Source organism: Nonomuraea sp. ATR24 (genome assembly GCF_041950485.1).
Lineage (GTDB): Bacteria > Actinomycetota > Actinomycetes > Streptosporangiales > Streptosporangiaceae > Nonomuraea > Nonomuraea ceibae.
The window spans coordinates 25852-40076 of sequence record NZ_JBGNUU010000010.1; the positions used below are offsets into that span (position 1 = coordinate 25852).

The 14225-nt window shown below is 71.7% G+C and carries 14 protein-coding genes; 8 read left to right on the forward strand and 6 right to left on the reverse strand.

Going from position 1 to position 14225, the window contains the following annotated elements:
• Nucleotides 1-142: 142 nt before the first annotated feature.
• Complete coding sequence (locus ACBI99_RS23905; RefSeq protein ID WP_219506535.1) at nt 143-1222, reverse strand: Glu/Leu/Phe/Val dehydrogenase dimerization domain-containing protein; 1080 nt, start codon at nt 1220-1222, stop codon at nt 143-145.
• A gap of 107 nt (nt 1223-1329) precedes the next feature.
• Here ACBI99_RS23905 and ACBI99_RS23910 point away from each other — a divergent pair, with 107 nt between their 5' ends.
• Together ACBI99_RS23910 and bldC are read left to right on the forward strand one after the other, a co-directional pair.
• On the forward strand, nt 1330-2193 hold the full coding sequence (locus tag ACBI99_RS23910) for a hypothetical protein (protein ID WP_357583658.1): 864 nt from the start codon (nt 1330-1332) through the stop codon (nt 2191-2193).
• A 324-nt stretch (nt 2194-2517) separates the two neighbouring features.
• Entirely contained in the window at nt 2518-2721 is a 204-nt protein-coding gene (gene bldC / locus ACBI99_RS23915) for a developmental transcriptional regulator BldC (protein WP_013133571.1), read from the forward strand.
• A gap of 120 nt (nt 2722-2841) precedes the next feature.
• On the opposite strand, the gene ACBI99_RS23920 is transcribed toward bldC, so the two are convergent.
• The gene (locus ACBI99_RS23920) at nt 2842-3495 is read right to left on the reverse strand and encodes a helix-turn-helix domain-containing protein (RefSeq protein WP_308125806.1); all 654 of its coding nucleotides are present in this window, start codon (nt 3493-3495) and stop codon (nt 2842-2844) included.
• 161 nt (nt 3496-3656) lie between these two features.
• On the opposite strand from ACBI99_RS23920, the gene ACBI99_RS23925 reads away from it, so the two are divergent.
• From ACBI99_RS23925 to ACBI99_RS23940, 4 genes are all read left to right on the forward strand, one after another.
• On the forward strand, nt 3657-4670 hold the full coding sequence (locus ACBI99_RS23925; RefSeq protein ID WP_219506537.1) for a LacI family DNA-binding transcriptional regulator: 1014 nt from the start codon (nt 3657-3659) through the stop codon (nt 4668-4670).
• Between the two features lie 118 nt (nt 4671-4788).
• A complete protein-coding gene (locus ACBI99_RS23930) occupies nt 4789-5037 on the forward strand; it encodes a hypothetical protein (protein WP_049572779.1) in 249 nt (82 codons plus the stop codon).
• A gap of 47 nt (nt 5038-5084) precedes the next feature.
• Nucleotides 5085-5945 carry an N-acetylmuramoyl-L-alanine amidase gene (locus tag ACBI99_RS23935; RefSeq protein WP_375073508.1) on the forward strand — a complete coding sequence of 287 codons (861 nt, stop codon included), beginning with the start codon at nt 5085-5087 and terminating at the stop codon, nt 5943-5945.
• Complete coding sequence (locus ACBI99_RS23940) at nt 5942-7528, forward strand: beta-N-acetylhexosaminidase (protein ID WP_219506540.1); 1587 nt, start codon at nt 5942-5944, stop codon at nt 7526-7528. The genes ACBI99_RS23935 and ACBI99_RS23940 overlap by 4 nt, the downstream gene beginning before the upstream one ends.
• A 3-nt stretch (nt 7529-7531) precedes the next feature.
• Here the strand turns inward: ACBI99_RS23940 and ACBI99_RS23945 are convergent, their stop codons facing one another.
• Genes ACBI99_RS23945 through ACBI99_RS23955 form a run of 3 tightly spaced genes read right to left on the reverse strand, consistent with a single transcriptional unit; the run spans nt 7532 to nt 11436 of the window.
• The gene (locus ACBI99_RS23945; protein WP_219506541.1) at nt 7532-9673 is read right to left on the reverse strand and encodes an ATP-dependent RecD-like DNA helicase; all 2142 of its coding nucleotides are present in this window, start codon (nt 9671-9673) and stop codon (nt 7532-7534) included.
• A gap of 53 nt (nt 9674-9726) precedes the next feature.
• On the reverse strand, nt 9727-10779 hold the full coding sequence (locus tag ACBI99_RS23950) for a quinone-dependent dihydroorotate dehydrogenase (protein ID WP_357583654.1): 1053 nt from the start codon (nt 10777-10779) through the stop codon (nt 9727-9729).
• A gap of 6 nt (nt 10780-10785) precedes the next feature.
• The gene (locus ACBI99_RS23955) at nt 10786-11436 is read right to left on the reverse strand and encodes a response regulator transcription factor (RefSeq protein ID WP_357583652.1); all 651 of its coding nucleotides are present in this window, start codon (nt 11434-11436) and stop codon (nt 10786-10788) included.
• A 19-nt stretch (nt 11437-11455) separates the two neighbouring features.
• Between ACBI99_RS23955 and ACBI99_RS23960 the strand changes: the two genes are divergently transcribed.
• On the forward strand, nt 11456-11830 hold the full coding sequence (locus ACBI99_RS23960) for a tautomerase family protein (protein ID WP_219506548.1): 375 nt from the start codon (nt 11456-11458) through the stop codon (nt 11828-11830).
• A gap of 41 nt (nt 11831-11871) precedes the next feature.
• Nucleotides 11872-13251, forward strand: coding sequence for a dihydrolipoyl dehydrogenase (gene lpdA, locus ACBI99_RS23965; RefSeq protein ID WP_219506551.1), 1380 nt, complete (start codon nt 11872-11874; stop codon nt 13249-13251).
• A gap of 39 nt (nt 13252-13290) precedes the next feature.
• Here lpdA and ACBI99_RS23970 read toward each other — a convergent pair whose 3' ends face one another.
• A complete protein-coding gene (locus ACBI99_RS23970; RefSeq protein ID WP_357583650.1) occupies nt 13291-14199 on the reverse strand; it encodes an alpha/beta hydrolase in 909 nt (302 codons plus the stop codon).
• Nucleotides 14200-14225 lie beyond the last annotated feature (26 nt).

Sequence of the window (14225 nt, forward strand, 5' to 3'; positions counted from 1 at the left end):
CCCTCGTGTGGGGTCGTCCCCGACCCCTCGTCGCTAACGCACCACACACTGACGCCGCCCTGACTTTGGGCGTCAGCCTATCGTTCGCCTATTACCGTACCTGTTTTGTGCCCAGCTCGGTACGTCGTATGGGCGCGGGGCGTCAGCGGCCCAGCCAAATGCCCCTAATGCGCCCGACTTCCGACATTCTACGTTCAGCCAGCCTATCCGCTGCGACCGCCGGAGGAACGCCCTCGTCGGCGGCGATCCCGAAGATCTTCAGAGTCGTGTCGTAGATCTGGGCGGCCTTGGCCCTGGCCCGCTCCATGTCGAAGCCCGAGATCTCGTCGGCCACCTGGATGACGCCGCCCGAGTTGACCACGTAGTCGGGCGCGTACAGGATGCCGCGCTCGTCGAGCTGCTTCTCCACGCCGGAGTGGGCGAGCTGGTTGTTGGCGGCGCCGCAGACGATCCTGGCGCGCAGCCTGGCCACCGTGGCGTCGTCGAGCGCGCCGCCCAGCGCGCACGGCGCGAACACGTCGATGTCGGCCTCGGTGAGGGCCTGCGCGTCGGCCACCACGTCGACCTCCGGGTGGCGCTGCCGCACCCGCTCGACGGCCTGCTCGCTGACGTCGCAGATCACCACGTCGGCGCCGTCCTCGCGGAGCAGGTCGACCAGGCGGTGGCCGACCTTGCCGACGCCCTCGACGCCGACGCGCCTGCCGCGCAGCGACGGCGTGCCGAAGACCCGCTCGGCCGAGGCGCGCATGCCTTGGAAGACGCCGTAGGAGGTGAGGATGGAGGAGTCGCCGGCGCCGCCGTTGGCGAGGGTGCGGCCGGTCACGTGGCGCGACTCGCGGGCCACGACGTCCATGTCCTCGCTGTAGGTGCCGACGTCGCAGGCGGTGATGTAGCGCCCGCCGAGCGTCTCGACGAAGCGGCCGTAGGCGCGCAGCAGCGCCTCGCTCTTGTCGCGGGCCGGGTCGCCGATGATGACGGCCTTGCCGCCGCCGAGGTCGAGCCCCGCCAGCGCGTTCTTGTAGGCCATGCCCTTGGCCAGGTTCAGCACGTCGGCGAGCGCGGCCTGCTCGCTCTCGTACGGGTAGAACCTGGTGCCGCCGAGGGCGGGGCCGAGCTGGGTGTTGTGGATGGCGATGATGGCACGCAGGCCGCTCTGCTCGTCGGCGCAGAAGACGACCTGCTCGTGGACGTCCTTGTGGGACGTGCCGAAGACGTCGGTCACGGTAGTGACTCCCTGTCCGGTCCGCCGCCCCGTCGCGGCGGAGATCGCCTACCAGCGTAATGGGCGCCACAGTGCGAGCGCCGACGGCTTCATGACACGATGCGTGCGTGCTGCCCTATGCCGCCTACCTCCGCGTCTATGAGCCGCTGACCGCGTTCGCCGAGTCTGAGCGCAAGGTCTGGGCCGACTATGCCGACTCCAACGACCGCCCGCGCCGCGCCAACGCGCTCCAGGCCGAGCACGGCGAGGCCGTCAGGCGGCTGCTCGGCGCCCCTCCCGAGCTGGTCCCCTCGCAGGAGAGCCCCAACGCCTACCTGCGGCGCGTGGAGGACCGGCTGTACGTGTGCCCCTGGCAGACCCGGCTGCGCTCCTGGCTGGCCTTCTCGAAGCTGCGCGGGAGCACTCCGGCCAAGCTGATGGACCGCATCGTCTCCAAGACGATCGCCGACCAGACGGCCGACGACTTCGACCGCTACAAGCGCGCCGGCGGCTCGTCGGCGCTGCGTACCCACATCCGCACCACGGCGTGGCACGTGCCGCCGTCATGGTTCGTGCCCTTCGACGGGAACGAGCGCTGGCTGGTGCTCGGCTCCTCCACGCCCGGGCAGGACGTGACCACCACGACGGGGCGCAACCTCATCTACGTGACGTCCATGGCGCAGGCCCGGAGGCGGGCGGCGCGGGCGCTGCAGGTGCTGCGCCGCCATCTGGGCGACACCTCGCCCAACTTCGACGTGGAGGACGTGGCGCGGTGGCTGGAGGAGTTCCATCCGCACTCGCTGGTCGAGCTCGACTACGGCGGTCTGGTGCATCTGATGGACGACGACGCCCTCCAGGCGGACCAGTCGGTTGCGGAGCTTTCGGCCGCTTTGACGGGTCTGGACACGGGTCAAGAAGAACTTGCCTATGCCATGTACCAGAGGGTCATCCTTCGCTGGAAGTCAATGCAACTTCTGGAATCTGCCAACTGAACCCCAATACGACGCTCTGACCTGCATGAGTAGGTCACGACTCGCGGCTGCTCTCTTCTGCGAACTGAGTAGTTTGCCGTTTTCACTGCGATACCACGAAACGTGTCGCTAGAATCACCGAGCGTGACATCGCCATGGGGGCGGGCAGTTGGGTCAAAGAAGGGCTCGCCAATCGCTCTGCGTGGCGGTATGGTCACATCGGGTGATGCCGCATATGGCTCAGAAAAGCCGCACGCTCTGCGCCATAGGGGGACATCCGTGACACGCGCAAAAGCAGTCACAGGATCGCGCTAAGCCGGTCCACACGGAGGAGAGGCCGCACAAATGTCAGCTCGTACACCCGAGGCCGAGCCGCTGCTCACGCCCGCCGAGGTCGCGACCATGTTCAGGGTCGACCCCAAGACCGTTACCAGGTGGGCCAAGGCGGGCAAGTTGACGTCGATTCGCACCCTCGGCGGTCACCGGCGTTACCGGGAGACCGAGGTCCGCGCACTGCTCGCGGGGATTCCGCAGCAGCGTTCGGAGTAGTTACGAACCTCAGGGGGGTTGAACGGTGGGCCAGGTCCGCACGACCCGGTCCACCCCTGTGACGATACGACGTCGCACGTGGGAGCTGGCGCCGCCCGCCCGGCGCCATTTCTCCACCGGTCAGCCGTGCTGCTCCAGCAGCCGGCGCGCGTCGGGGTCGTGCCGGGCGGCGACGCCGAGCAACGCCACCATCTGCTCGACGAGCATGCGTTCGAGCGTGGCCCGCTCGATGTCGCGGTGCTCCAGCCAGTCGAGCCCCGCCGTCTCCACCGAGGCGATCCACGAGCGCAGCGTCGCCCGCAGCACCGGGGTCGGCTCCTCGACGCGCATCTGCCGCTGGACGAGCCGGAAGAGCCGCTGCCGGACCCCGTCGACGATCTCCCCGACCTCGCCGGTCCGGTTGGCCGGCCCGCCGCGCAGCAGCGCCGCGAACCCCGCCGCGTGCTCTTCCACGAAGTCGAAGTAGCGCCCGAGCCCCGAGGCCAGCTCGCCGAGCAGACCGGCGCCGTCATGCGCGCGAGGCCGCGCCTCCCGCAGCCGCGCCTCCAGCTGGCCGGCCGCGCTTCTCAGCGCCGCCACGTAGAGCTCCTGCTTGCCGCCGAAGTAGTGATAGACCAGCGCCCGCGACGCCCCGGCCGCCGAGGCCACGTCGTCGATCGTGACGTCCTCGGCGTCCCGGGCGCCGAACAGCTCCAGAGCCGCCGCCATGAGCTCCTCGCGCCGCCGGTCGACGCTCAGCCTGCGCCGGGGCGGACGCGCCGTCTCGGGTGTCACCCCTGCACAGTATCCGAGCCCTGACCAGTGGAGATCGGGTCGTTGGCGACAAGGCCGTACCCTGCGGCGAACTCGATCGTTTGGTGGTACAGGTGCCCAACTTCGCATCGCGGGGGAGACACATGTCAGGACCGCCCGTCAAGACTCCGACCATCACCGACATGAGAGAGGTAGATACGCTGCCCCGGCCCAGGCCCACCATCCGCAACGTCGCCGAACGAGCCGGCGTCTCGAAATCGCTGGTCTCCCTCGTGCTGCGCGGATCCCCGCACGTGAGCGAGCACCGGCGCCAGGCAGTGCTCCAGGCCGCCCGCGAGCTCGGCTACCGGCCGAACGCGGTCGCCCGCAGCCTGGTCGAAGGCCGTACTCACCTCGTCGGCGCGCTCGTCGCCGACCTGCACAATCCCTTCTACGCCGAGTTCCTCGACGGCCTGCAGGAGAGCCTGCACGGCGACGGGTTACGCATGCTGATCGGCAACAGCCAGTGGGATCCCGCCTTCGAGGACGAGGCCGTGGAGGCCTTCCTGGAGCTGCGGGTCGACGGGCTGGTCCTCCTGGGCATCCCGCCGACCAGCGCCACCCTGATCGAGGCGACCTCCTACACCCCGACGGTCGTCGTCGGGGAACGTGACATCGAGCTCGAAGGCGTCGACATCGTCGTCGACGACGACCGGCTCGGCGCCCGGCTGGCCATCGACCACCTGGTCGAGGCCGGGCACAAGCGCATCGCGCACATCGAGGGCCCGCGGCCCTCCCGCTGCGAGGGCTACCTCGTGGCCATGCGCAGGCACTCCCTCGCCCCGTACATCATGGTCGAAGCCGCGGAGTCGACCGAGAACGGCGGCCACGACGCCGCCATCGCCCTCCTGACCCGGGACCCCAGGCCCACGGCGATCTTCGCCGCCAACGACGTGCTCGCGCTCGGCGTGCTCTCCGCCGCCACCGAGCTGGGCCTGCGCGTCCCCGAAGACCTCTCCGTGGTCGGCTACGACAACACCCACCTGTCGGCCTCGAACCACGTCTCGCTCACCTCGGTGGACCAGCCGCGCCGCGCCATGGGCCGGTCGGCCGCCACGCTGCTGAGCGACCGCATCTCCGAGCCGGGCAAGGGCGCCCGGTTGCGCGAAATCACGCCCGAGCTGATCGTGCGCCGCAGCACGGGTCCGGCCCAATAGCGGGCCAAAGCTGGGTCAACACGCCCCGTGACCGCGCCCCCCGGCTGTTTACTCGTCAGGGTCATGCTAATTGTGGCCGGATTCGGTCCGGCCACGATCTGATCCGGGGGGAACAGTCATGCGTGATCCGGAACTGGTGTCCTGCGCCCAGCGCGCGGCGGCCGAGCTCGAACGCGCCTGGGCGCAGTGGCGGGCCGGGCGCGGGCGGGGGACGGACGTCGGCGCGGAATCCGTGGCCAGCTACGTCGCACACTCCCTCGACCACCCGTGGGGCCGCCCCCGCGTCGTGCTCGGCCTGGACGCCGAGGACGCGCGGGAGCTGGCCGCCCTGCTGCAGCGGCAGGAGGTCGGCGAACACGTCTGGTGAGGCGTTTCGCGGCTCCCCGGGGGCGGGTTTCACGTAAGTTGGAGCCCATGCGCGCTCTACCCGCCTCCGTCCTGGCCGTCTGCGGCCTGATCGTCTCCGCGTGCGGCGGCGCCGGTTCCGGCGGGACCGCCGCCGGTCAGGCCGCCAACCCGGCCGCCACGCAGGCGGGCTCCCAGGCACGCACCCCGGCCGTCGTCACGGACGAGTCGGGCACGCCCGCCCCCGCCGAGCGGGCCCCGGCGCCCAAGCCGCTGGAGGGCAAGACGGTCGTCATCGACCCCGGCCACAACGGCGGCAACGCGCGCAACCCGAAGGCGATCAACCGCAAGGTCAACGTGCTGACCCAGTGGAAGGCGTGCGACACGACGGGCACCGCCACCAACGACGGCTATTCGGAGGCGGCCTTCACCTGGGACGTCTCCAAGCGGCTCGTCAAGATTCTCAAGAACCGCGGCGCCACGGTCAAGCTCACCCGCTCCAGCAACACCGGCGTCGGGCCGTGCATCACCGAGCGGGCCGCCATCGGCAACCGCAGCAAGGCCGACGCCGCGATCTCGGTGCACGCCGACGGCTCCGCCCCGGCCAACCACGGCTTCCACGTGATCATGCCGAAGAAGATCAACGGCCCGGTGGACCCGGTGGTCAAGCAGTCGTCCGACCTGGGCGTGGCCGTGCGTGACGCCTTCCGCAAGGGCACCGGGCTGCCCTACTCCACCTACATCGGCAACAAGGCCCTCGACTACCGCAACGACCTGGGCGGGCTCAACCTGTCGACGGTGCCGAAGATCTTCGTCGAGTGCGGCAACATGCGCAACGCGGCCGAGGCGGCCAAATTCCGTGACGCCCAGTTCCGCCAGCGCATCGCCCTGGCTTTGGCCAACGGTTTGCAGCACTATCTCACTACATGATTCCTCGCCCATCGCTGCACAACCCGCTCTCCGGCTCCTATGAGCTCGCCGCCGGGGCCACCGTCTCCGGCCCGCTGATCGAGCCCGTACGGACCGCGCTTCCCGGACTGGACCTGCTGCCCGGTGACGACGGCGCCGTCGCCACCCGGCTCGACCCCGCGCTGGGCGCCGAGGCGTACCGGCTGTCGGTCGGCTCGCGCGGCGTCGAGATCGCCGCGGGCGGCCGGGAGGGGGCCTTCTACGCCGCCCAGTCGCTGCGCCAGCTCCTGCCCGCCGACGCCTACCGGTTCGGCGCCGGCCAGGTGTGGAACGTGCCCGGCGTGCGGATCGAGGACGCGCCCCGGTTCGCCTGGCGCGGCCTGCACCTGGACGTGGCCCGGCACTTCTTCCCCAAGCGGGAGGTCATGCGGCTGCTGGACCTGATGGCCGTGCACAAGCTGAACCGGCTGCACCTGCACCTGGCCGACGACCAGGGCTGGCGGGTGGAGAGCCGGGCCTATCCCCTGCTGCACGAGGTCGCCTCGCACCGGCCGCGCACCGCGACCCACTTCTACCGCGAGCCCGAGGCGTACGACGACATCCCGCACGGCGGCTACTACACGCTGGCCGACCTGGCGGAGCTGGCCGCGTACGCGCGCTCCCGGGCGGTCACGATCGTGCCGGAGATCGACGTGCCGGGGCACGCCTCGGCGATCCTGGCGGCCTACCCGCAGCTCGGCGCGACCGGGGAGCCGCACGAGGTGCTGGACCGGTGGGGCATCTCCCCCGCGATCCTGTCGCCGCTGCCGCCGACGGTCGAGTTCCTGACGACGATCTTCGACGAGCTGCTCGGCGCGCTCGGCGAGACGCCGTACGTGCACATCGGCGGCGACGAGGTGGTGCTCGACCAGTGGGCCGCCTCGGCGGAGATCACCGCCTACGGCGAGTCGCTGGGCCTGGCGGGCGCCAACGACCTTCAGGCGTGGTTCCTGCGGCAGCTCGCCGACGCGCTGGCCGAGCGCGGGGCGCGGGCCGTGGTGTGGGACGAGGCGTTCGTCAGCGGGCGGCTGCGCCAGGACACGGTGGTGATGCCGTGGCGCGGCATGAACGTCGGCCGCCGCGCCGCCGCCGCGGGCCACGACGTGGTGGCCACGCCGGTGTTCCCGCTCTACTTCGACTACGCGGAGGCCGCCTCGGCGGAGGAGCCGATGGCGATCGGCGAGACGATCACGGTCGCGGACGTGGCCGCGTTCGAGCCGGCGCCGGCCGAGTGGCCGGAGGAGGAGCGGGCGCGCGTCATCGGCGTGCAGGCGCAGCTCTGGAGCGAGCGGGTGCCCGACGGCCGGGTGCTCGACTACCGGCTGTGGCCCCGTACGTGCGCGCTGGCCGACGTCGCCTGGGGCGGCGGCGAGGGCTTCACCGAGCGGCTGGAGGCGCACCTGGGCAGGCTGGACGCGCTCGGCGTCGAATACAGGCCGCAGGCGGGGCCGCGCCCGTGGCAGCGCCGCCGCCCGCACCGGCCGGGCGTCGTCGACGTGACGGCGGTGCTGGCGCGCATCGACGGCATGACGCACGACGCGGAGTCGACCCGCCCCAGCGTCTGACGGTCACGGCGCGGCGAGCTGGAGCGCCAGCCGGTGGGACAGGGCGGTGTTGCGCCGCCCGCCCAGCCGGTGCACGGCCAGCTCCAGCGCGTCGCGCCCGCCGACCAGCACCACCCATGCCTTGGCCCGGGTGACCAGCGTGTAGAGCAGGTTGCGGCGGAGCATGACGCCGCCCGCCTCGGCCACCACCGGCGCCACCACGAACGGGTATTCGCTGCCCTGGGCCCGGTGGACGCTGATCGCGTAGGCGTGGGTGAGCTCGTCGAGCTCGTCGAAGGTGTAGGGGACGGCGCGGCCGTCGTCGGTGCGCAGCTCGACGAGCCGTTCGCGCGGGTCGACGGCGGTCACGGTGGCGGTCTCGCCGTTGAAGACGCCCTTGTCGTAGTTGTTGCGGATGGGCATCACCCGGTCGCCGGGCCGGAAGACCGACGGGCCCGCCCAGTGTTCGGCGACGCCCTCGCGGGCCGGGTTGAGCCGGTCCTGGAGGCGGCGGCCGAGCTCGGTGGCGCCGGTCTCGCCCCGGCGCATCGGGCACAGCACCTGCACCTGGCCGGGCTCGACGCCCTGTTTGCGGGGGATCGCCTCGGTGGCCAGCTCGATGACCCGATCGGCCACCTTGACCGGGTCGTCCAGCTCCTCGAACCAGAAGCCGCCCCCGCCGGGCAGGTCGGGCAGCTCGCCAGCGCGGATGCGGTGGGCGGCCCGGACGATGCCGCTGTCGTGAGCCTGCCGGAACACGTGGGTGAGCCGCACGCGCGGCACCTCCGGCACGCCGAGCAGGTCGGCCAGCACCCTGCCGGGGCCGATGCTGGGCAGCTGGTCGCTGTCGCCGACGAACAGCAGGTGGCTGCCCGACGGCACGGCGGCGGCCAGCCGGGTGGCCAGGTGCAGGTCGAGCATCGACGCCTCGTCCACCACGATCAGGTCGGCCTGCGCGGGGTCGTCGGCGAACAGCGCGCCGTCGTCGGGCTCGGCGCGGGCGGACAGCAGCCGGTGCACGGTCATCGCGGGCAGCCCGGTCAGCTCCGACAGCCGTTTGGCGGCCTTGCCGGTCGGCGCGCACAGCGTCACCGAGCCGCCCATCGCCCGCACGGTCGAGGCGATCGCCGCCACGGTGTGGCTCTTGCCGCAGCCCGGCCCGCCGGTCAGCACGGAGACGGTGCTGGTCAGCACCAGGTTGACGGCGGCGCGCTGGTCCTCGTGCAGCCGCTCGTCCTCGGAGTAGGGGCGCATCCGCAGCGTCGAGCGGGCCCGCAGCAGCCTGGCCAGGTGTCCGGCCAGCGCCACCTCGCGGCTGTGCTCCTGCTTGCCGTAGACGACGAGCCGGCCCGGGTCGGACGGCGACGGCTCGACGACGACGCGCCGTTCGGCGCTGAGCGCGTCGACGGCCCGCCTGACCGGCCGCTCGTCCTGCTCGACCAGCGCCACCACCTGGGTGACCAGCGCGTGCAGCGACAGGAAGCAGTGGCCACCGCCCGCGGCCGCCGCCTCCAGCCGGTCGAGGACCGCCGCCCGCAGCCGCGCCGGGCTGCTCTCGGGCACGCCGGAGCGCAGCGCGATGCGGTCGGCCGTGTGGAAGGCGATGCCGCGCACCCGGCCGACGAGCTGGTAGGGGTCCTTGGTCAGCACGTGGAGGGCGTCGTGCCCGTACGCCTGGTAGAGCTTGGCGGCGAGCAGCGGGCTGACGCCGAACCCCTGGAGGGCGACCATGAGCTCGGCCACGGCCTTCTGCTCGGCCCACGCCTCGACGATCTGCGCCTGGCGGATCGCGCCGATGTTGACGACCTCGCGCAGCCGCTCGGGCTCGGTGTCGATGACCTTGAGCGTCTGCTCGCCGAAGTGGCTGACGATGGCGTGGGCCAGGCGCGGGCCGACGCCGCGGATCAGGCCGGAGCCCAGGTAGAGGGTGATGGCGCGGACGGTGGACGGCGCGACGCGCTCGCACTGCTTGACGGCCAGGCGGCGGCCGAAGCGCGGGTGCGACTCCCACGCGCCGGCGAGCTGGAGCCGCTCCCCCGGCTGGACCCCGGCCAGCGGCCGGCCCGCGGCGACGAAGGAGCCGGCGTCGTCGGAGCTCATCCGGGCCACGGTGTAGTGGTCGTCGTCGACGAAGACGAGCTGCTCGACGGAGGCCTCTACCTTCACGCCCGGAGACTAACCCGCGGCTACGACAGTCGAGGGCGTCCCCGGGACGCCGGTCATGCCGTGCGGCCGATGATCTCGGTGATCGACTTCAGGCCGTGGCGGCGTACGCGTCTGGAGAGCTGGCGGTGGATGCGGGAGGCCCACAGCGGGCCGCCGTAGATCCAGCCCGTGTAGCCCTGCACCAGCGTGGCGCCGGCCAGCAGGCGTTCCCACACGTCGTCGGCGTCCTCCACGCCGCCCACCGACACGAGCGTCAGGCGGTCGCCCACGCGGGCGCGCAGGCGGCGCAGCACCTCCAGCGAGCGTTCCTTGAGCGGGCGGCCGGACAGGCCGCCCGTCTCGCCCGCGTGGCGGATCGTGGTGTTGGTCGCGATGATGCCGTCGAGGCCCAGCTCGACCGCGAGATCGGCGACGGAGTCGACGTCCTCGTCGGCCAGGTCGGGCGCGATCTTGACGAGCAGCGGGGTGCGCCTGGGCGTGCCGTCGGCCACCTCCTTGACCGCCTTGAGCAGCGGACGCAGCAGCTCGACGGCCTGAAGGTCGCGCAGTCCCGGCGTGTTGGGCGAGCTGACGTTGACCACCAGGTAGTCGGCCAGCGGCGCCAGCGTCCTGGCGCTGGTCACGTAGTCGGCGACCGCGCCCGACTCGGGCACCACCTTGGTCTTGCCGATGTTGACCCCCACCACGACCGGCACCCCGCGGGTGCGGCGCAGGCGGCGGGCGGCGGCGCGGGCGCCCGCGTTGTTGAACCCCATCCGGTTGACGACCGCGTGCTCCGGCACCAGCCGGAACAGGCGCGGACGCGGGTTGCCCGGCTGGCCGTGGGCGGTGATGGTGCCGACCTCGACATGCGAGAAGCCGAGCGCCGCCACCGCCTCCGCGCACGCCGCGTCCTTGTCGAAGCCGGCGGCGAGCCCGAGCGGCCCCGGGAAGTGCACGCCGAAGGCGCTCACCCGCAGAGCCGGGTCGTGCGGTGCGAGAGCCCGGTGCAGGGATCGCTTGAGCAGGGGCAGCCTGGCGAGGATCGCGAGGGCCCTGACGGTCTGATGGTGCACGGCCTCGGCGTCGAACCGCCGCAAGACCTGCGTGAACACGAGGCGATACATCACGGGTCAGGCTACCAATCCAGCCTCGTGGGCGATGATCGCGGCCTGTACGCGGTTGCGCACGTCGAGCCGGGTGAGGATGGCGCTCACGTACGCCTTGACCGTGCCCTCCACGATGTGCAGCGTGCGGGCGATCTCCGCGTTGGACAGGCCCGCGCCCAGCAGGGCCAGCACCTCGCGCTCGCGGTCGGTCAGCCCGGCGATGCGGTCGCGGGCGGCGGCGCCGCGCGCCATCCGGCCGCCGGCCAGCTGCTCGATGACCCGCTGGGCGACCTTCGGCGACAGGTACGCGGCGCCGTCGGCGACGGCGTGCACCCCGGCGATCAGCTCGCGCGGGTCGCCGGACTTCAGCAGGAACCCGTTCGCGCCCACGTCCAGCGCCTTGGCGATGTAGTCGTCCTCGCCGAACGTGGTGAGCATCACCACCGCCGTGCCCGGCGCCGCCCTGCGGATCTCCGCCGCCGCCGCGAGCCCGTCGAGCCTCGGCATGCGGATGTCGAGCAGCGCCACGTCCGGATGGTGGCTGATGGCCAGGTCCACCGCCTCGCGGCCGTCGCCGGCCTCCGCCACCACCTCCAGGTCCGGGTCGGAGGCGAGGATGGCCCGCACTCCGGCGCGGATCATGGCCTCGTCGTCGGCCAGCAGTATGCGAATCACACGCTCTATATTGGCCGACATGGCACAGGTGAAGGTTTACGGGCGCAGGGACGTGTGGGGCGGACACCAGAAGGAGGTCTCCGACCTGCTCCACCAGTGCGTGGTCAAGGCGTGGGGGCTGCCCGAGGACAAGAGGTTCCACCGGTTCCTGCTGCTCGACGCCGACGACTTCATCTGCCCGCAGCGCGGCGACGGTTATCTGATCATCGAGATCGTCTGCTTCACCGGCCGCAGTGACGAGGCCAAGCGCGCGCTGATCCGCGAGATCTACGACACGTTGCCGTATCCGAAGCAGGACGTGGAGATCACCATCATCGAGATGCCGCAGGTCAACTGGGGCATCCGGGGCGTTCCGGCGGACGAGTTGACGCTGTCCTACCGGGTCGAGGTATAGCGCGTCAGGACCGTGCGCGGGCGGGCGGTATGGTCCGAGTCATGAGCACAGACTATGACGTCGTCGTTCTCGGCGCCGGTCCGGGAGGATACACGGCCGCCGTCCGAGCCGCCCAGCTCGGGCTCCGCACCGCGGTCGTCGAGGAGAAATACTGGGGAGGCGTCTGCCTGAACGTGGGCTGCATCCCGTCCAAGGCGCTGCTGCGCAACGCGGAGCTGGCCCACATCTTCACCAAAGAGGCCAAGACCTTCGGCATCAGCGGCGAGGTCAGCTTCGACTACGGCGCGGCGTTCACCCGCAGCCGCAAGGTGGCCGACGGCCGGGTCAAGGGCGTCCACTACCTGATGAAGAAGAACTCCATCACGGAGTACGACGGCCGGGGCACCTTCCTCGACGCCAACACGCTGCAGGTCAACGGCGAGACCATCACCTTCCGCCACTGCATCGTCGCCGCCGGCGCCACCACCCGGCTGATCCCCGGCACCCAGCTCTCCGAGCGCGTGGTGACGTACGAGGAGCAGATCCTCTCCGAGGACCTGCCGTCCAGCATCATCATCGCGGGCGCGGGCGCCATCGGCGTCGAGTTCGCGTACGTGCTGCACAACTACGGCGTCAAGGTCACCATCGTCGAGTTCCTCGACCGGATCGTGCCGCTGGAGGACGAAGAGGTCTCCGCCGAGCTGGCCAAACGCTACAAGCGGCTCGGCATCGAGGTGCTCACCTCCACCCGCGTCGACAACATCGAGGACACCGGCTCCGCCGTCAAGGTCACCGTGTCGCGTGACGGGCAGCAGCAGGTGCTGGAGGCCGACAAGGTGCTCCAGGCGATCGGCTTCCAGCCGCGCGTCGACGGCTACGGCCTGGAGAAGACCGGCGTGCAGCTCACCGACCGGGGCGCCATCGCGGTCGACGGCCGCTGCCGCACGAGCGTGCCGCACATCTTCGCGATCGGCGACGTCACGGCCAAGCTCATGCTCGCGCACGCCGCCGAGTCGATGGGCATCATCGCCGCGGAGACGATCGGCGGGGTCGAGACCATGGAGCTCGACTACGTGATGATCCCGCGCGCCACCTACTGCCAGCCGCAGGTGGCCAGCTTCGGCTACACCGAGACGCAGGCCCGTGACCTGGGCTATGACGTCAAGGTGGCCAAGTTCCCGTTCACCGCGAACGGCAAGGCGCACGGCCTGGGCGACTCGGCCGGCTTCGTCAAGATCATCAGCGACGAGAAGTACGGCGAGCTGCTCGGCGCCCACCTGATCGGCCCCGAGGTCACCGAGCTGCTTCCGGAGCTCACGCTGGCCCAGCAGTGGGACCTCACGGTGCACGAGGTCGCCCGCAACGTGCACGCCCACCCGACCCTCGGCGAGGCGGTCAAGGAGGCGATCCACGGCCTGTCCGGTCACATGATCAACATGTGAGCCCGACGGCCTGCCCGGCGATCGGCGCCGTCGTGGCCGCTAGCCGAAGAAGCGGCGCAGCTCGGCGGCCACGCGCTCCGGCCTGCCGCCGGTGTCGGCGTTCCCGGAGCCGCTGTGGCCGACCCCGGCGAGCTCGACGCGGGCGGCGCCGGGGACGACCCGCTCCAGGGCGTCGAGGGCGGCCTTGAAGTAGGCGGGGCTGCGGCTGCCGCCGAGCAGGAGCGTCCGCGCGCCGACCGCGCCGTAGGCCGCCTGGGAGCGGGCCAGCTCGGCCACCACGCGCGTCTCGTGACGCAGGGTCGGGGCGAGCATCCGCATCGTGACGTCGCCGTCGCCCGCCTTGCGGTCCTGGGCGGCCAGCATGCGCGCCGACAGGGCGTCGAGCAGCCGGCGCGGCATCAGGTCGAAGATCGCCGGGCCGAGCCTGGCGGCCTTCATCGCCGTGATCAGCGCCGCCGCGTCCCGCCCGGCGGCCAGTTCCCGCTCGTACCGCTCCAGCCACGCCGTGGGCGCCGGTCCGTCCACGAACAGCGCGGGCTCGTAGAGGGCCAGCTCCCGGATCAGTCCCGCGCCCGCCGTCCGTAAGCCGCCCGCGTGCTCTTTCGGTGAGCCCGTGCTCCCCGCGCGGTGGCGAGCGGCGGTGTGGAGGGCGACGAGGGCGCCGACGCTGACGGCGAAGACGCGCGAGGCCCCCGTGTGCGCGAGGAGCGCTTCCAGGTCTTCGGCTTCGCGGTCCGCCACGTGGTGCGGGCCGTAGGGTCCGCTGAGCCCGCGGCCCCGGCGGTCCGGCAGATAGACCGTGTACGTGCCGGCCAGCGCCTCGGCGAGCTCCAGGTGGCTGCGGGCCGACTCCATCTGGCCGTGCAGCACGACCAGGCCGGGCCCGGCGCCGAGCCGGTGGAACCCGATGACGGTGCCGTCCGCGGAGGTGACGTGTCCTGTGTCCATGAAACCCTCCTGATAGTTGACATCAA

Coding starts and splice junctions, on each gene's coding strand:
- bldC (WP_013133571.1), top strand. CDS start 2,518: ATGTCAGCTCGTACACCCGAGGCCGAGCCGCTGCTCACGCCCGCCGAG.
- ACBI99_RS23925 (WP_219506537.1), top strand. CDS start 3,657: ATGAGAGAGGTAGATACGCTGCCCCGGCCCAGGCCCACCATCCGCAAC.
- ACBI99_RS23930 (WP_049572779.1), top strand. CDS start 4,789: ATGCGTGATCCGGAACTGGTGTCCTGCGCCCAGCGCGCGGCGGCCGAG.
- ACBI99_RS23935 (WP_375073508.1), top strand. CDS start 5,085: ATGCGCGCTCTACCCGCCTCCGTCCTGGCCGTCTGCGGCCTGATCGTC.
- ACBI99_RS23940 (WP_219506540.1), top strand. CDS start 5,942: ATGATTCCTCGCCCATCGCTGCACAACCCGCTCTCCGGCTCCTATGAG.
- ACBI99_RS23950 (WP_357583654.1), bottom strand. CDS start 10,779: ATGTATCGCCTCGTGTTCACGCAGGTCTTGCGGCGGTTCGACGCCGAG.
- ACBI99_RS23960 (WP_219506548.1), top strand. CDS start 11,456: ATGGCACAGGTGAAGGTTTACGGGCGCAGGGACGTGTGGGGCGGACAC.
- lpdA (WP_219506551.1), top strand. CDS start 11,872: ATGAGCACAGACTATGACGTCGTCGTTCTCGGCGCCGGTCCGGGAGGA.
- ACBI99_RS23970 (WP_357583650.1), bottom strand. CDS start 14,199: ATGGACACAGGACACGTCACCTCCGCGGACGGCACCGTCATCGGGTTC.